Raw genomic sequence first — 14,828 nt, forward strand, 5'->3', positions numbered from 1 at the left:
GGTCGTGGTCCTCATCGACGACGCAATCCCGGACGGTGACGGCTGCCTCGTCCTCGAAGAGGGCGACCAGTCGACGTGCTTCGTCCGAGAGTTCGACCCGCATCAGTCCTGAGTCGTACCCATCCGGAGGTTGACGTCACCAGTGCCGAGTTTGATCGGCTTCCCGACGATGACGTTCTCCGTGACGCCGTCGAGTTCGTCGACCTCGCCGTGGATGGCGGCGTCGAGCAGGTGATTAACCGTCACCTCGAACGCTGCACGGGCGAGCACGGAGTCTTTCGACCCCGAGATGCCGTGGCGGCCGATGGACTCGATAGTCCCCTCGTTGGTCATGATGTCGGCCACGAGCATCAGGTGCCGGACGTTCACGTCGTCAAGCCCCTGCTCTTCGAGCGTGTTCATCGTCTCGTTGATGAGCGTCTCGCGGGCCGCTTCGACGCCGAGTTCCCGGTAGATCTCGTGGATGTTGTTACATGTCGTCCGGGAGGCGTCGACGCCCTCGATGTCCAGCACTTCGCCGAAGTCCGAGCCCTCGGTGTAGAGGACGAACTCCTCGCCGTTGTCCGTCTCCTCCTTGCGGATAACGACGCGGGTGATCTCCTCGATCCCCTTGAAGACGATCTCCCGTAGCTCCTCGACCAGCTGCAAGAGGTCGCGGTAGCTGGGTTCCTCCGGGCCGAACTCGATGAGCGTGCCGGCCTGCCGGGTCGAGACGCCGAGATTCGATTCGATGGTCTCGGCGATCTCCTCGGCGATGGCGTCCGTGTCGTTGACCGTCGGCCACCGCTCCAGCAGCGTGTCCTCGTTGAGGTCGATCTCGACGAGCATGTCCGCGACGTTCGTCGAGATGTCACCCAGCGCGAGGATGCGCGTCGCCTCGATCTTCCAGACGACCTCGTGGGCGCGCTCGCGGTCCGTCGCGTACTCCTCATCAAGGTGGACCGTCATCATCGGGGTGTCCGGCGTCTTCCGGGCGTCCACCAGCTCGATGAGCCGTGGCAGGCCCTGTGTCACGTCGATCTCGGCGACCCCCGCATAGTGGAACGTGTTCATCGTCATCTGCGTTCCCGGTTCGCCGATGGACTGAGCCGAGACGGTCCCGACCGGGTCAAGTGGGTCGACGCGCGTGTCGAGGTAGCGGGTCTCGACGGCCTTGGCGATGCGGTCGGCGTCGTCGACGCCGACGCCACGTTCCTCGATGGTGCTGTACACTTCGTCTTTCAGCCGTCGCGGCAGCTCAGTGTCCTCGACGACGGCTTCGATGTCTGCTGATACGTCGTGTGCTGTCATTGTTAGTCGTCACCCTCGGCCATCCACCAGTCGTCCGCGTGCTCCGAGAGGTTGGTCCGCTCGGTGCGGGTCCCGAGGAAGCTCTCTTTTTGCTTCTCGCTCTCGAACTCCTCGTCGAGGACGCTGTCGGCGATCTGTTCGACATCCACGATGTCCCCGTCCTGATTCGAGGACACGTCGACCGGCGACGTGCCGTCCTCGCCGAACTCGAACTGGACGATGGTGTCCGAAGTGTCCCGGACGGTCCCGTCGTACTGCGTTTCGAGTTCAGACAGGGCGTTGATGAGCCGGCGCTGCAGGTACCCGGACTTCGACGTCCGGACGGCCGTATCGACCAGCCCCTCGCGGCCACCCATGGCGTGGAAGAAGAACTCCTTCGGGCCGAGCCCGGAGCGGTAGGAGGCCTCCACGAAGCCGTGGGCGTCGGCCGACAGGTCGTTCTCCTCGAAGTGTGAGAGGGTTCGGTTCTCGTAGCCACGGTTGATCCGCTCGCCACGGACTGCCTGCTGGCCGACACAGCCGGCCATCTGGGTCAGGTTCAGCATCGACCCACGCGCACCGGATTCGGCCATGATGACGGCCGGGTTGTCTTCGCCAAAGTGGTCCTCGGCGATGTCACCGGCGGAGTCACGCGCCTTGCCCAGCGTCTGCATGATCTTCATTTCGAGCGTCTCATCGACGGTCCGGCCGGGCAGCGATTCGAGTTCGCCGCGGTCGTAGGTCTCGATGAGTTCCTCGACGCGGTCGTACGCGCTGTCGATGGCGTCGTTGATCTGCTCTTCCGCTTCTCGTGGGATAGACTCGTCGTCGATGCTGATGGAGAACCCGAAGTGCATGATCGACCGCATCGCCAGCGCCGAGACCTCGTTGACGAGAATCCGGGCACGGGTCCGCGAGTAGTCCTTGGCGATGGTGTCGACGATTTCGCCGCCGAAGGCCCCGACGGCGTCCTCGTCGATGGTGCCGCCAGTCATCTGGCCGTCCTCGACGACGACAGTGTCGCCAGCAGAGGACGTGAACTCCAGATTCAGGTCGTCCGGCAGCAGCTCCGAGAACAGCGAGCGGCCGGTCCAGTACTCCTCGCCGCCCTCGTCGACGCCGTCGGCCTCGGGCAGCTCGTCGATGCGGGTCGCCCGGAGCAGGTCAAGCGCCTGCGTCTCGTTGAACTTCGGATTGGTGTGGGTCAGCAGGTAGGTCCCGCTGATGTGGTCCTGAATCGCGCCGATGATGTTCTCGCCGAAGCGCGGGGAGAGCATCTGTTCCTGCACGCGCATGAGGACGCGGGCTTCGGCCCGGGCCTCCTCGTTTTGCAGGGCGTGCATGTTCATCTCGTCCCCGTCGAAGTCAGCGTTGTACGGCGGACAGACCGTCGTGTTCAGCCGGAACGTCTTGTACGGCATCACGACGACCTCGTGGGCCATGATGGACATCCGGTGCAGCGATGGCTGGCGGTTGAAGATGATGATGTCACCGTCGACCAGATGGCGGGACACTTCCCACTCCGGCTCGACCTTCTCCGCGAGTTCCTCGCAGTTCTTCTCGGTCACCTTCAGTCGGCGGCCGTCCGGCCGCTTGACGTAGTTCGCGCCGGGGTGGGCTTCAGGCCCGTTGGAGACGTACCGTCGCGCTTCCTCAAGGTTGCGCTCGGTGACGTTCATCGTCTGGGTCATCTCCTTGGCGACCCGGTCCGGCACACCGACCTCGTTCAGCGAGAGCGTCGGGTCCGGCGAGATGACGGTCCGAGCGGAGAAGTTCACGCGTTTCCCGGACAGCGACCCACGGAATCGGCCCTCCTTGCCTTTCAGGCGCTGGGAGAGGGTCTTCAGCGGCCGGCCGGAGCGGTGTCGCGCCGGCGGCGTGCCCGAAATCTCGTTGTCCATGAACGTGGTGACGTGGTACTGCAGCAGTTCCCAGAGGTCCTCGATAATCAGCTGTGGCGCACCCGCCTCGCGGTTCTCCATGAACCGCTGGTTGATGCGGATGATGTCCACAAGCTTGTGGGTGAGGTCGTCCTCGGAGCGCTGGCCGTTGTCCAGCGTAATCGAGGGGCGAGCGGTGACCGGCGGCACCGGCAGCACCGTCAGAATCATCCACTCCGGTCGGGAGCGGGCCGGCTTCATCCCCAGCACTTCGATGTCCTCGTCCGGGATGTCCTCGAACCAGTCCCGGATGTCGCTGGGCATCAGCTTGTTCATGTCCTCCTCGGTCAGGTCAACCGACAACGCCTTTTCCAGAGCGCGGCGGTCCTCCTGCCGGGGTCGGAACTCGCCGCTGAGAATCTCCTGCACACGGCTGCTGTCGATGCCGGTTTCTTCGGAGAGGTCGATCGGCGAGATCGGGTCCTCGGACTCCTCCATCGCGGCGGCGATCCGCTCGGGGTAGTCCGAGGCCAGCACGTCCTGCACCTCGTAGTAGGTGGTCGGCTTCTCGTGTTTGATGTCGTACTGCTTCTCGCCACAGAACGGACAGCGGTCCTTCTTGCGGGCCTGCCGGATGGCGGCCTTGGTCACGTCGTTGAGGTCGCGACCGAGGTCCTGGGTCCGTGTCAGTCGGTCAGCGAACTCGTCGCGCTCGTGCTCGTCGAGACAGAGCCGGGAGCACTCCCGGCAGGTCCCGCGCAGGAGTCGGCGGATGAGCTTCGCGAACCCGACGTGGATGACGGGCGCAGCGAGTTCGATGTGGCCGAAGTGGCCGTTACACGACCCGCTGTGTTTCCCGCAGGTCTTGCACTCCAGTCCGGGGTCGATGACACCGAGTCGCGGGTCCATCAGCCCCATGTCGATGGGGAAGCCGTCGTCGTCGTACGTGTCGGCCGTAATCACTTTGGTGGCCGACATCTCTCGGTACTCCTCTGGGTCCATCAGCCCGAAGCTGAGCTGCCCGATTTCCTGGGGTGTCTGTTGTGAGCTCATACTGCGTCCTCCAGTTCGATCCGCGGGGCGATTCCGAGCGCCTTCATCTCGTCGAGCAGGAGCTTGAACGCGTAGGACATCTCGACCTCGTGGATGTCGGTCTCCTCCTCGCAGTTCGGACAGTAGATGCGCCGTTGCTCGACGTTCTCGACGGCGGTCATCCCACACTGTCCACAGACGTTGATCCACTCGCGGTCGGACTCATCGAGCAGGCGCTCCTTGAGCGCCATCGCCGCACCGTGCCCGATGAGCACGTCCCGTTCCATCTCACCCACACGCAGGCCACCTTCGCGGGCGCGCCCCTCGGTCGGCTGGCGGGTGAGGACCTGCACCGGCCCGCGAGAACGGGCGTGCAGTTTGTTCGAGACCATGTGGTACAGCTTCTGGTAGAAAATATCGCCGACGAAGATCTCCGCGTCGATCTTCTCACCGGTCACACCGGAGTACATCGTCTCCTTGCCGCTAGAGTCGAAGCCGTGCTCTTCAAGCGAGCCACGGAGTTCATCCTCGTCCTCGCCGGTGAAGGCGGTACCGTCGACGCGGCGGCCTTCGAGCGCACCGACCTTTCCGCCAATCATCTCAAGGATGTGGCCGACGGTCATCCGCGACGGCAGTGCGTGCGGATTGATGATGAGGTCCGGGACGACACCCTCCTCGGTGAAGGGCATGTCCTCCTGCGGGGCGATGTGGCCGACGACACCCTTCTGGCCGTGCCGTGACGCGAACTTGTCCCCGAGTTCGGGGATGCGCTCGTCACGCACAGAGACCTTCGAAAGTTTCGAGCCGTCCTCGCCTTCCATTAGCGTGACCGTGTCCACGACGCCGGATTCGCCCGAGCGCATCGTCACGCTCGTCTCCCGACGTTTCTGCGGTGAGAGACCGCCCATGTCGTCCGGCTCTTCGAGGAACCGGGGCGGGCTGGTCTTGCCGAGCAGGACGGCGTTCTCGCCGACCTTCGTTTCGGGGTTGACGAGGCCATCGTCGTCGAGGTGCGTGTACGCTTCCTCGCCGCGTGCGCCACGAACCTCGTCGTCAGGAATCTCGAAGCGGTCCTCCTGACCGCCGGGGTAGCGCCGTTCCTCGCCCTCGTAGGTACGGAAGAAGTGTGAACGGGCGAGCGCGCGGTCGACCGACCCCTGGTTCATCACGAGTGCGTCCTCGATGTTGAACCCCTCGTAGCTCATGACGGCAACGACGAAGTTCTGTGCCGCGGGGCGGTCGTCGTAGCCGATCTGTTCGGTGGTCTGGGTCTTGACCATCGACAGCTGCGGGTAGTGCAGCAGGTGCTGGCGCGTGTCCGGGCGAATGCGGTAGTTCGCCGACGGCAGGCCAAGCGACTGCTTGATCATCCCCGACCCCATCGTAATCCGGGGCGAGGCGTTGTGTTCGGGGTACGGAATCATCCCGGCACCGATACCGAACATCAGCTGCGGGTCGACTTCCAGGTGCGTGTGCTTCTCCGTGAGTTCGTCCTCGTCGACCCCGACGAGGATGTCCTCTTCCTCCTCAGCGTCGATGAACTCGACGAGGCCGCGTTCGACGAGCTCTTCGAATTCGAGCTCGCCCTCTTTGACCTGCTCGACCTCCTCGTCGGTCATCAGCGGTTCGCCGTCCTCGACGACCAGTAGCGGGCGTCGGGCACGGCCGGCGTCGGCGTTGATGATGACTTCCCCGGTCCGGTTCTTGACCGAGACGTTGACCATCTGGGAGACGTCCCCCCGTCGTCGCGCCTGTCGTACCTGTTCTGCGAGCTGTTCCGGGTCGGGGTGTGTGCCGACCAGACTACCGTTTACGTATACTTTGGCTTCGCGTCCCTGACTCATATTAATCGTCCGCGGGCTGCTGTTCGATCGACTCGATACCGGGGATGCCCTGAACCCCCATCTCGGCAAGCTCCTGTTTGAGACCCTGTGGGTCCGATACGTCCTGTGACAGCTCCATCGCCTGGGCGAAATTCTTCACCAGCCCACAGTTGGGGCCTTCAGGCGTCTCGGAGGGACAGATGCGACCCCACTGGGTCGCGTGCAGGTCCCGTGCTTCGAAGTGTGGCTGGGAGCGACTGAGCGGCGAGCGCAGTCGCCGGAGGTGTGACAGCACCCCCATGAAGTCTGTCCGGTCAACCAGCTGGCTCACGCCAGAACGGCCGCCGACCCAGTTCCCCGTCGCGATCGGGTGTTCGAGTCGCTCAGTCAGCACGTCAGAACGAACGACCGTCGAGACGGACAGCTGGCGGTTTCGCATGTTGGCCCGCTCAAGCTGGTATTTCACGTCCCGGGCGAGCTTGTTCAGCGCCGTCCGGAACAGGTCGGTCATCAGGTCGCCGCTGACCTTCAGCCGCTTGTTGGCGTAGTGGTCCTTGTCGTCAGATTCGCGGCGGCCCAGTGCCAGTTCGAAACACGCCTCGGCCATCCGGCAGAGGTAAAACGCCTTGTTGATGCGGACTTCTTCTTCCTCGACGCCTTCCTCATGTAGATGCGGGAGGAGATAGCGGTCGATAACGTAGTTAGCTCGCTTGAGCTGGTAGTTCTTGCCCTGCCCGGAGGCGACACGCTTGCCCAGCGTCTCGATGGCTTCCTCGGTCGTCTGGACTTCGGCCTCCTCCAAGTTCTCCAGCATGAACTTCACGATTTCCGGGTCCTCGCTGACGCGGTGGACGATCTCCTCGTCCGACTCCAGCCCCAGCGCGCGGACCAGCGTGACGAAGTCGATACTGCCCGAAACGGACGGGAACGAGACTTCCAGCAGCCCGTCCCGGGTCCGTTCACACAGCACCAGCGCGCGGTAGCCACGGCGCTGGGAGAACGTCTTGGCGACCTGCACCTCGTCGCCGTACTTGGTGTCGTACTCGGCCAGAATCTTGTTCGGGGCAAGGTCCTCACTGGTCATCAGCACCCGCTCGGAGCCGTTGACACAGAAGTAGCCACCGGGGTCTGCAGGGTCCTCGCCGATGTCGATGAGTTCCTCGTCGGTGAAGCCCGCGATGTTACACTTGTTCGACCCGACCATGATGGGCATTCGTCCGATCTTGGTCTCTGTCCGGTCGACGACTTCCTCCGGTTCTTCCTCGCCACCGCGGACGATGGCCATCTCCATGAACACCGGCGCGGAGTAGGTGATGTTTCGGAGTCGGGCTTCCTGCGGGTACAGCAGTTCCTCGCTGCCGTCAGCCTCGCGGACCCGTGGAGTGACGACGCGGACGTCGCCGAGTTCGACCCATACCGGTTCCTGCCCTTCCTTGTCACCGATGTCGGTCTCGATGGTCTCTTTCTCGTCGACGACCTGCTGCATTCCCCGGTCGAGGAATGCGTTGAACGAGCGGAAGTGGTGTTCGGCGAGCCGTTCCTTGGCGAAATATTCACGCGATATAGCGCGGCGATCTTGTGTGTCCATTATTCTACCACCAGTCGATACACGACGGCTTCATCCGTCGTTCTGGAGTCGCGGACGATCCGGACCACGTCACCGACTTCGGCGTCATCGGGCAGCGCCTTGTCGGTACGCTTGATCTTCGGAAGGTCCGTCTTCTTGATTTCATACTCAGTGAGTACTGCTTCGAGGTCATCCTCGTCGACGACGCTGTGGTCTGGGACGAGGTCGTGTTGACTTACATCTACCATGTGTGTGCGTGTGCGTTTGGCCTGCTGCTGGAGAAGGTGGCTGTCACGAGATACTACAGGGCCGTACTGTCGGGGTGCATATAACACTTACCAAGTCGCTCTGCTGTGGCTATCGGACCCGCCCACCCTCGCGGACTGCGGGCGTGGTTGCTCCTACCAACCACATGCAGCAGACCGGACATAGAACTTTGGGTCCCGTCATGTGCACTCATCCCGGGGCGGGTCTCTTTGGAAAGTCTTAATACCGACACCAAGGTACGAAGAAATGCAACGAAGGCCCGGATGGTGTAGTGGCCCATCATACGACCCTGTCACGGTCGTGACGCGGGTTCAAATCCCGCTCCGGGCGTTCCTATTGCAACCAAACTGGGAGCGCCATGCAGTGTGTGCTCGCAGGCTGCCCGGATGGTGTAGTGGCCCATCATACGACCCTGTCACGGTCGTGACGCGGGTTCAAATCCCGCTCCGGGCGTTCCTATTGTGAACAATCCCGACGAGCACCGCTTAGCGTGTGCCCGTTATCGTGAGCGATGACACGCGCAACAGGGATTTGAATCCTGGAAGTCGCGCACAGCGAACGTAGTGAGCGAGCACGTCTTGCTCTGGTTCAAATCCCGCTCCGGGCGTTTCTCTGATTTTAACTCGACAAACGATGCGTTTCATCGCGTCGCTTTCGTTCTACATCTCAACCCAGTACACGCGTTAGTAGCTATTCAGTAGGCAGTAAACACCGCATACTTGCTGAGAAAACGGCACATACTGATATCACAAGAGCAGGGCAACAGCAGACGGCCGGGGAGTGCCCCCTTGGCCTGTCATAGTGTCCGTCCACCGGGGTCGGACGTGCTATCACTCCACGGCGGCTGGCATATGTTTTGTGTTGCTTGTAAGACGTGCCGATAAGCGACTGCGGGCGACAAACTGTTTACGAGGCCCCGCAAAAGAGGGGCCATGGAGGACGTGGATGGCGAGGAAATGCCCGGCGCGATTGTCGAGGCGTTCCTCGAACGCGAGGAGGGCGTTCGGGCGCTGCTTGAGGAACTGGAGAAGCTCACTATCGAGGGCCGCCACGAGGAGGTCCGCGACCGTGTTCGCAATCTGGCAGACAGCGACGAGTCGGTGTTTTACACCGTGGCGTTCAGTCTCACCAACTCGCGGCAGTTTTTCGGCGACGTGGAAGCACAGTTGGACGTGACCGCTGCGGACCGGCTCCGGGACCTCGCCGACACGTTTCCCGCACTGGCCGAGCCGTTCAATATCGTTCGGACGGAGCGAGCGGACGACCGGCTCAATCCGGTGACAGACACAAGCTACGCGGTGAGCTACCACCGCGGCATTGAGTCGCCAATGGTGACATACAGCCCGTTATCGGGCGAACAGGAGCTGTACGAGTCCCGCGGGACGCCAAGCGAGGTGTTGCGGGTCGCGTCCGACCTCACGAGCGCAACGACCGACGCGCTGGATGTGGCGATGGACAACGACTACTCGGTCAACACGGAAGAGCTGAGCGCGCTTATTGACCGCCGCGAAGAACTAGAGACAGAGCTGAGCAAGCTCCGGGACCAGCTCGACGAGCTTCGACGGACGCCGGTTTCAGACGAATAGGGACTGACGGTTCGAAACCAGAGGCACAGAGCGGGACAGAGAGCAAACCCGAATCACAGTGCCGCAACTGGGGCGTTTATGTGTCGCGACCGTAAATGCACAGGTACGATTTGCTATGGGAATGGACCGACTAGAAGATCAGGTTGAGAAGGAGGGGCGGGACCTGTCGATCCTCGAAGCCGTCATCGAGAACGGGCCGATCGGTATCGTTCGGCTCGCCGAGGAGACAGATGTCCCAAAACATAAGGTGCGGTACTCGCTACGGATGCTGGAAGACGACGAACTCATCGAGCCGACACCGCAGGGGGCGATTCCGGTGGACAACATCGACGAGCGAGTCGGAACGATCAACAACGGCATCGACAGGCTGGTCGAACAGCTGGACGGGTTGCGAGACGTGTTTGCGTCCGCAGAATAGCCGGACGACCAGTCGGCACCCGTTTCCGTGGCAGTAACCCTTTTCGAACGCCGACGTGATGCATCGGTATGGATGTCGCTCTCATCAGCGATTCGCACATCCCGTCCCGGGAACATGAGATTCCCCCGTCGTTCCGGGAACGCATCGAAGTCGCCGACCACGTCATCCACGCCGGTGATTTCGACAGCAAAGGCGCGCTCGCTGACATCCGCCATATGGCGACGGAACTGACCGCCGTTTCGGGCAACATCGACCCGCAGATAGGGCTGCCGGAGCGGGCGACAGTCGAACTCGGCGGCGTCACGTTTGTCGTGACACACGGCACTGGACCACACCAAGGCTGGGCGGACCGTGTCGCCACTGCGGTCCGCGAAGCGGCCGACAGCAACGCCATCGGCGTCGCCGGCCACACCCACGAACAGACAGACATCGTCTACGAGGGCGTCCGGCTCCTGAACCCCGGCAGCGTCACAGGGGCCTCGCCGGCAGACCGCCCGACGATGCTGACCGCGACAGTCGAGGACGGTTCGCTCGACGTGGCCCAGCACGAACTGTAGCGCGGGTGGGTGATCGCCGTCACGCCCGAGATGTACCGGCAGCTGTTGCCACTATTGGCCGGCTTTGCAGCGAACGCGGGTCTTTTTCCGGCAGAGACCGCAGGAGCGGTATGGAAGTCTTCGCGGTCGAGGGGGTGCCCGAGGTCCGCCCTGGCGATGACGTGGCCGAACTGCTCGTCGAGCAGGCCGACCTGCAGGACGACGACGTGGTCTGTGTCGCCAGCACCATCGTTTCCAAGGCCAACGGACGCGGGCGGTCGCTGTCATCGTACGAGCCAAGCGGGCGTGCTGAGCGCATTGCGGCAACCATCGAAGACATCGCCGACGAGGAGAAAGACCCGCGAATGGCACAGGCGATTCTCGACGAGTGCGAGGAGGTGCTGGTCGAAGCCCCCTTCATCCTCGGCGTGACGAAGTTCGGGCACATCACTGTCAATGCGGGCATCGACCGCTCGAACGTGCCCGGCGCGGACCTTCTCTTGCTCCCCGAAGACCCGACGGCAGAGGCCGAAGCGATCCGCGACGGCATCCGTGAACACGCGGGAGTCGAACCCAGCGTCATCGTTACCGACACGTCGGGGCGGCCGTTTCGCCTCGGCCAGCGCGGCGTCGCGCTAGGCTGGGCCGGGCTCTCCGCCTCGCGGGACTGGCGGGGCGAACACGACCGCGACGGCCGCGAACTCGAAGCCACCGTCCAGGCCGTCGTCGACGAACTCGCCGCCGCAGCCAACCTCGTCACCGGCGAAGGCGACGGCGGAACACCCGCCGCAGTCGTCCGCGATTTCGACTTCGGCGACCACGCGGGCAGCGAGCAGCTGTTCCGCGACCCGGAGAAGGACGTAGTCAGACAAGCACTCAGAGAGTGGTCCCATGTACGCGATTGAACTCACCCCGGAACACCCGGTCGCACAGCTCGCCTCGTTTGCCGAACAGGCCGAATCGAACGCGCTTGATGCCGTGTACGTCAGCCATCACTACAACAACCGCGACCAGTTCATGTCGCTGACCGCGATGGCCGAGCGGACCGATGAGGTGCTGCTCGGCCCCGGCATCGCCAACCCGTATGAGACGTACCCGGTGACGCTGGCCTCGCGGGTCGCAACGCTCGACGAACTGAGCGACGGGCGGGCCGTCTTCGGCATCGGGCCGGGAGATAAATCGACGCTCAGCAACCTCGGCTTCGACCACGACAACGCACTGCGCCGCGTGCTGGAGACGTTCACGACCGCGCGGAAGCTCTGGGACGGCGAGCGAGTCAACCACGACGGGACGTTCGAGGCCGTCGACGCCGGGCTAAACTACGAGGTCGATGAGATTCCGGTGTACGTCGGCGCGCAGGGGCCGCACATGACCCGGATGGCGGCGAAACACGCCGACGGGGCGCTGTACAACGGCGCGCATCCAAAAGATCTCGCGTGGGCACGCGAGCAAGTAGAAGAGATGGCCGACGAGCGGCCCGAAGAGTACGGCGAGTTCGACCTCGCAGCCTACGCCAGCGTCTCGGTCGCCGAGGACGAAGCCGAAGCGCGGGAGGCCGCCCGGCCGCCGGTCGCGTTCGTCGCGGCGGGGTCGCCGCCGCCGGTGCTCGACCGCCACGGCATCGACCACGACGCCGCCGACGACATCGGACAGGCGATTTCCGCCGGCGAGTTCACGGCCGCCTTCGATGGCGTGACCGAGGCGATGCTGGACGCGTTCTGTATCGCCGGGACGCCAGAAGCGGTGGCCGAACGGACAGCGGCGTTAGAAGAACACGCCGACAGCGTGGTGTTCGCGTCGCCGCTTGGGCCGGATGTCGAGACGGCTATCGATTTGCTTGGGGCGGTCCTCGACCGCCGGAGCCGCTGAACAGCGAGAGCGCGGCCCCCAGCGACAGATACCCGAAGGCGGCGACCGAGACGGTCGTAATGACGGCCCCGACAGCGAGCATGAGTGCCGCCAGCGGGTCGTTCAGTGCCACGCCGAGGAACCAGCCGGGCATGTCGATGATGCTCTGGAGCAGTTCCGACAGCAGTCCTTGCATTACCTGAACGTTAGCGTGGCCCTACTTTGCGTTTGCGTTCCCGGCTACCACGTGGACTCCCGGGAGCTGCTGTCGCGCAGCGCCACGGGCGAATGGCCCTACGCAACAGGCTCAAGTTCCGCTGAGAAGTGTCTGAGTTCTTCCATTGGGGGCTCCCAGACGATTTCCAGACCGGAGTACTCGTCGCGGCGGTCACGAACTCGTGCAGCAGTCTCCGCGATGTGTTCGAGGTGTTCGTGCCAGTACGTCCGGCGAGGAAGGGCGAGACGGACGAGTTCCGGACGGTTAGTCCCGGGGAAGGCAAACGAGCCGAGTTCGACTGTCCGGACGCCGCCCTCGCGGTAGAGTTCGCAGACGAGTCGCTGCCCGGGGTACTGGTCGGCGGGAATATCCGGGAACAGGGCGGCCGCATCAATGTAGACGGCGTGACCGCCGGTCGGCGTGACTATCGGGATGTCTCGATCACGCAGGAGGTCCCCGAGGTTCGTGACCTGTTCGATTCGCTCGGCGACGTACGGCGGTTGAACCGCTTCCCGCAGGCCGGTCGCCATCGCTTCAAGATCACGACCTGCGAGGCCACCGTAGGTCGGGAATCCTTCATACAGGATCGCGCGCTGTTTGCACTGTTCAAACAGGGCAGCGTCTCGGACAGCCGTGAACCCGCCGATGTTTGCCAGTGCGTCCTTTTTGCCACTCATCGTGATTGCGTCCGCGGGACGTAACTGCTCGCGAGCAATCTCGCTGAGGGGCGTATCGGCGTATTCGGGGTCCCGTTGCTTGATGAACTGTGCGTTTTCGGCGAACCGACAGGCGTCGATGACGAACGTTGCATCGATTTCCGTGGCGAAGGCGGCTGTCTCGCGGATGTTCGCCATCGACACCGGCTGGCCGGCGGCGGAGTTGTTCGTGATCGTCAGAACGACGGCCGAAACAGCGTCCTGCCCGTGCTCCTCGACGGCGTCCCACCCCCGGTCTGTGGAGAAGTTTCCGGCAAACGTCCCGACGGTATCAGTGGTCAGGTCCGTCTCTGCCGGGCAGTCAACCGCGATTGCACCCTGATTCGTCACGTGTGCGCGGGTGGTGTCAAAATGCGTGTTGTTGAGAACGACGTCACCGTCGTCCAGCAGTGCCCCGAACAGGACGTTCTCCGCGCCGCGGCCCTGGTGTGTCGGGACCACGCGGTCGAACCCCATCACGTCGGCGACCGTCTCACGGAAGCGTTTGAACGAGCGCGAACCGGCGTACGCCTCGTCCCCTCGAACCACGGCCGCCCACTGGTCGTCACTCATTGCGCCAGTCCCCGAATCGGTTAGCAAGTCGATAAAGACGTCATCCGCAGCGAGGTTGAAGACGTTGTGCCCGGCCTCGGTGAGCACGGTCTCACGTCGCTCACGGGGCGGAAGCTGTATCGAGGTTACCGATTTGGCCTTGTACGAGCGCATGCTGTGTCGCAGTACGCCGATTGACTTATTCCCCATCTGATATTTTGTGTACAGAAGTGGGGTGAGATGTCCATCAGCAGACGGGTACGGGTATCGGTGAACAGGAGAGCCAGACGTCAACAGTCGACAGAACAGCCTTCGAGCGGCCGGTGGGTTGCCTGTTTCCGGCAGGCGGAAATAGCGGGCATTTTGAGGCCGCAACTGCTGAAGGGACGTATGAGCGTTCGCGAGGAATTCGACGCGTGGGCGGCCGAAGGCAAGGACAGAGGAATGGAGGACCGACACTGGCACACCGCCAAGCACGTTCTCGCTCGGATGCCGGTCGAACCGGGTGACACGGTGCTCGACCTCGGGACGGGCTCGGGCTATGCGCTCCGTGCGCTCCGGGATACCAACGACGCCGGTCCCTGTTATGGCCTCGACGGGTCGCCGGAGATGCTCCGGAACGCCCGTGGGTACACGGACGACGACGGCATCGGGTTCCTGCGTGGGGACTTCGACGCCCTGCCGTTTGCGACCGACAGCATCGACCACGTGTTCTCAATGGAGGCGTTCTACTACGCCAGTGACCCGCCACACACCCTCGAAGAGATCGCGCGGGTGCTGCGACCCGGCGGGACCGCCAACATCGCGGTGAACTACTACGAGGAGAACGTCCACTCCCACGAGTGGCAGGAGTTCATCGACATCGAGATGACCCGCTGGAGCGCCGACGAGTACCGCGAGGCGTTCCGCGAAGCGGGTCTGGCCGTAGCTGCACAGGACACGATCCCCGACCGCGAGGTGGAGATTCCGCCGGCAGACACGTTCCCCACGGACGAGTTCGAGACGCGCGAGGCGATGGTCGAGCGCTACCGCGAACTGGGGACGCTGCTGACCGTCGGCGTCGCCACCGAATAACGGCCGGGACGGCGTGTCAAAACGCGGACTACGAGTGGAACGACCGACAGGGTATTTTGTAGCC

At 63.4% G+C, this 14,828-nt stretch carries 13 protein-coding genes, 2 tRNA genes and 1 pseudogene; 8 read left to right on the forward strand and 8 right to left on the reverse strand.

Annotated features, from left to right (window positions below; all coding sequences use genetic code 11):
* The 6 genes and pseudogenes from G9463_RS24500 to G9463_RS10615 all read right to left on the reverse strand — a co-directional run.
* A pseudogene (locus G9463_RS24500) lies at positions 1-103 on the reverse strand (NusA-like transcription termination signal-binding factor); the annotation flags it as partial.
* Positions 103-1,290 (reverse strand): DNA-directed RNA polymerase subunit A'', encoded by a 1,188-nt coding sequence (gene rpoA2 / locus G9463_RS10595; RefSeq protein WP_005537132.1) that lies wholly within the window; start codon positions 1,288-1,290, stop codon positions 103-105. The gene rpoA2 and the pseudogene G9463_RS24500, both read right to left, overlap by 1 nt.
* A gap of 2 nt (positions 1,291-1,292) precedes the next feature.
* Positions 1,293-4,202, reverse strand: a complete 2,910-nt coding sequence (locus G9463_RS10600; protein WP_004959109.1) for a DNA-directed RNA polymerase subunit A' — start codon at positions 4,200-4,202, stop codon at positions 1,293-1,295.
* Complete coding sequence (gene rpoB, locus G9463_RS10605) at positions 4,199-6,025, reverse strand: DNA-directed RNA polymerase subunit B (protein ID WP_121302309.1); 1,827 nt, start codon at positions 6,023-6,025, stop codon at positions 4,199-4,201. Before rpoB ends, G9463_RS10600 begins: the two co-directional genes overlap by 4 nt.
* Position 6,026: 1 nt before the next feature.
* Positions 6,027-7,592, reverse strand: a complete 1,566-nt coding sequence (locus G9463_RS10610; protein ID WP_004959113.1) for a DNA-directed RNA polymerase subunit B'' — start codon at positions 7,590-7,592, stop codon at positions 6,027-6,029.
* Positions 7,592-7,819 carry a DNA-directed RNA polymerase subunit H gene (locus G9463_RS10615; protein WP_004959115.1) on the reverse strand — a complete coding sequence of 76 codons (228 nt, stop codon included), beginning with the start codon at positions 7,817-7,819 and terminating at the stop codon, positions 7,592-7,594. Before G9463_RS10615 ends, G9463_RS10610 begins: the two co-directional genes overlap by 1 nt.
* Positions 7,820-8,095: 276 nt before the next feature.
* Between G9463_RS10615 and G9463_RS10620 the strand changes: the two genes are divergently transcribed.
* The 7 genes from G9463_RS10620 to G9463_RS10650 all read left to right on the forward strand — a co-directional run bounded on the left by G9463_RS10620 (position 8,096) and on the right by G9463_RS10650 (position 12,247).
* Positions 8,096-8,168 (forward strand) — tRNA-Asp (locus tag G9463_RS10620).
* A gap of 50 nt (positions 8,169-8,218) precedes the next feature.
* Positions 8,219-8,291 (forward strand) — tRNA-Asp (locus G9463_RS10625).
* A gap of 479 nt (positions 8,292-8,770) precedes the next feature.
* Positions 8,771-9,424 (forward strand): hypothetical protein, encoded by a 654-nt coding sequence (locus G9463_RS10630; protein ID WP_004959117.1) that lies wholly within the window; start codon positions 8,771-8,773, stop codon positions 9,422-9,424.
* A 121-nt stretch (positions 9,425-9,545) separates the two neighbouring features.
* Positions 9,546-9,842: a winged helix-turn-helix transcriptional regulator gene (locus G9463_RS10635; protein WP_193569592.1), complete on the forward strand. Its 297-nt coding sequence runs from the start codon at positions 9,546-9,548 to the stop codon at positions 9,840-9,842.
* 68 nt (positions 9,843-9,910) lie between these two features.
* Complete coding sequence (locus G9463_RS10640) at positions 9,911-10,399, forward strand: metallophosphoesterase family protein (RefSeq protein WP_004959122.1); 489 nt, start codon at positions 9,911-9,913, stop codon at positions 10,397-10,399.
* A gap of 110 nt (positions 10,400-10,509) precedes the next feature.
* Positions 10,510-11,283, forward strand: coding sequence for a coenzyme F420-0:L-glutamate ligase (locus tag G9463_RS10645; protein WP_007189416.1), 774 nt, complete (start codon positions 10,510-10,512; stop codon positions 11,281-11,283).
* A complete protein-coding gene (locus G9463_RS10650) occupies positions 11,270-12,247 on the forward strand; it encodes a 5,10-methylenetetrahydromethanopterin reductase (protein WP_165896671.1) in 978 nt (325 codons plus the stop codon). Before G9463_RS10645 ends, G9463_RS10650 begins: the two co-directional genes overlap by 14 nt.
* Here the strand turns inward: G9463_RS10650 and G9463_RS10655 are convergent.
* Positions 12,204-12,422 (reverse strand): hypothetical protein, encoded by a 219-nt coding sequence (locus G9463_RS10655; protein WP_004959128.1) that lies wholly within the window; start codon positions 12,420-12,422, stop codon positions 12,204-12,206. The two genes, G9463_RS10650 and G9463_RS10655, sit on opposite strands and share 44 nt — an antisense overlap.
* Before the next feature lie 98 nt (positions 12,423-12,520).
* Complete coding sequence (locus G9463_RS10660) at positions 12,521-13,864, reverse strand: tryptophanase (protein WP_007189418.1); 1,344 nt, start codon at positions 13,862-13,864, stop codon at positions 12,521-12,523.
* Positions 13,865-14,080: 216 nt separating this feature from the next.
* Between G9463_RS10660 and G9463_RS10665 the strand changes: the two genes are divergently transcribed.
* Complete coding sequence (locus G9463_RS10665) at positions 14,081-14,764, forward strand: class I SAM-dependent methyltransferase (RefSeq protein ID WP_165896672.1); 684 nt, start codon at positions 14,081-14,083, stop codon at positions 14,762-14,764.
* The last annotated feature ends 64 nt before the right edge of the window (positions 14,765-14,828 follow it).

The organism is Haloarcula sp. JP-Z28, assembly GCF_011440255.1.
In the GTDB taxonomy this organism is placed as follows: domain Archaea; phylum Halobacteriota; class Halobacteria; order Halobacteriales; family Haloarculaceae; genus Haloarcula; species Haloarcula marismortui.

Bases quoted from the DNA above. Each gene is read 5' to 3' on its own strand.
- rpoA2 (WP_005537132.1), bottom strand. From the start codon at position 1,290: ATGACAGCACACGACGTATCAGCAGACATCGAAGCCGTCGTCGAGGAC.
- G9463_RS10600 (WP_004959109.1), bottom strand. From the start codon at position 4,202: ATGAGCTCACAACAGACACCCCAGGAAATCGGGCAGCTCAGCTTCGGG.
- rpoB (WP_121302309.1), bottom strand. From the start codon at position 6,025: ATGAGTCAGGGACGCGAAGCCAAAGTATACGTAAACGGTAGTCTGGTC.
- G9463_RS10610 (WP_004959113.1), bottom strand. From the start codon at position 7,592: ATGGACACACAAGATCGCCGCGCTATATCGCGTGAATATTTCGCCAAG.
- G9463_RS10615 (WP_004959115.1), bottom strand. From the start codon at position 7,819: ATGGTAGATGTAAGTCAACACGACCTCGTCCCAGACCACAGCGTCGTC.
- G9463_RS10630 (WP_004959117.1), top strand. From the start codon at position 8,771: ATGGAGGACGTGGATGGCGAGGAAATGCCCGGCGCGATTGTCGAGGCG.
- G9463_RS10635 (WP_193569592.1), top strand. From the start codon at position 9,546: ATGGACCGACTAGAAGATCAGGTTGAGAAGGAGGGGCGGGACCTGTCG.
- G9463_RS10640 (WP_004959122.1), top strand. From the start codon at position 9,911: ATGGATGTCGCTCTCATCAGCGATTCGCACATCCCGTCCCGGGAACAT.
- G9463_RS10645 (WP_007189416.1), top strand. From the start codon at position 10,510: ATGGAAGTCTTCGCGGTCGAGGGGGTGCCCGAGGTCCGCCCTGGCGAT.
- G9463_RS10650 (WP_165896671.1), top strand. From the start codon at position 11,270: ATGTACGCGATTGAACTCACCCCGGAACACCCGGTCGCACAGCTCGCC.
- G9463_RS10655 (WP_004959128.1), bottom strand. From the start codon at position 12,422: ATGCAAGGACTGCTGTCGGAACTGCTCCAGAGCATCATCGACATGCCC.
- G9463_RS10660 (WP_007189418.1), bottom strand. From the start codon at position 13,864: ATGCGCTCGTACAAGGCCAAATCGGTAACCTCGATACAGCTTCCGCCC.
- G9463_RS10665 (WP_165896672.1), top strand. From the start codon at position 14,081: ATGAGCGTTCGCGAGGAATTCGACGCGTGGGCGGCCGAAGGCAAGGAC.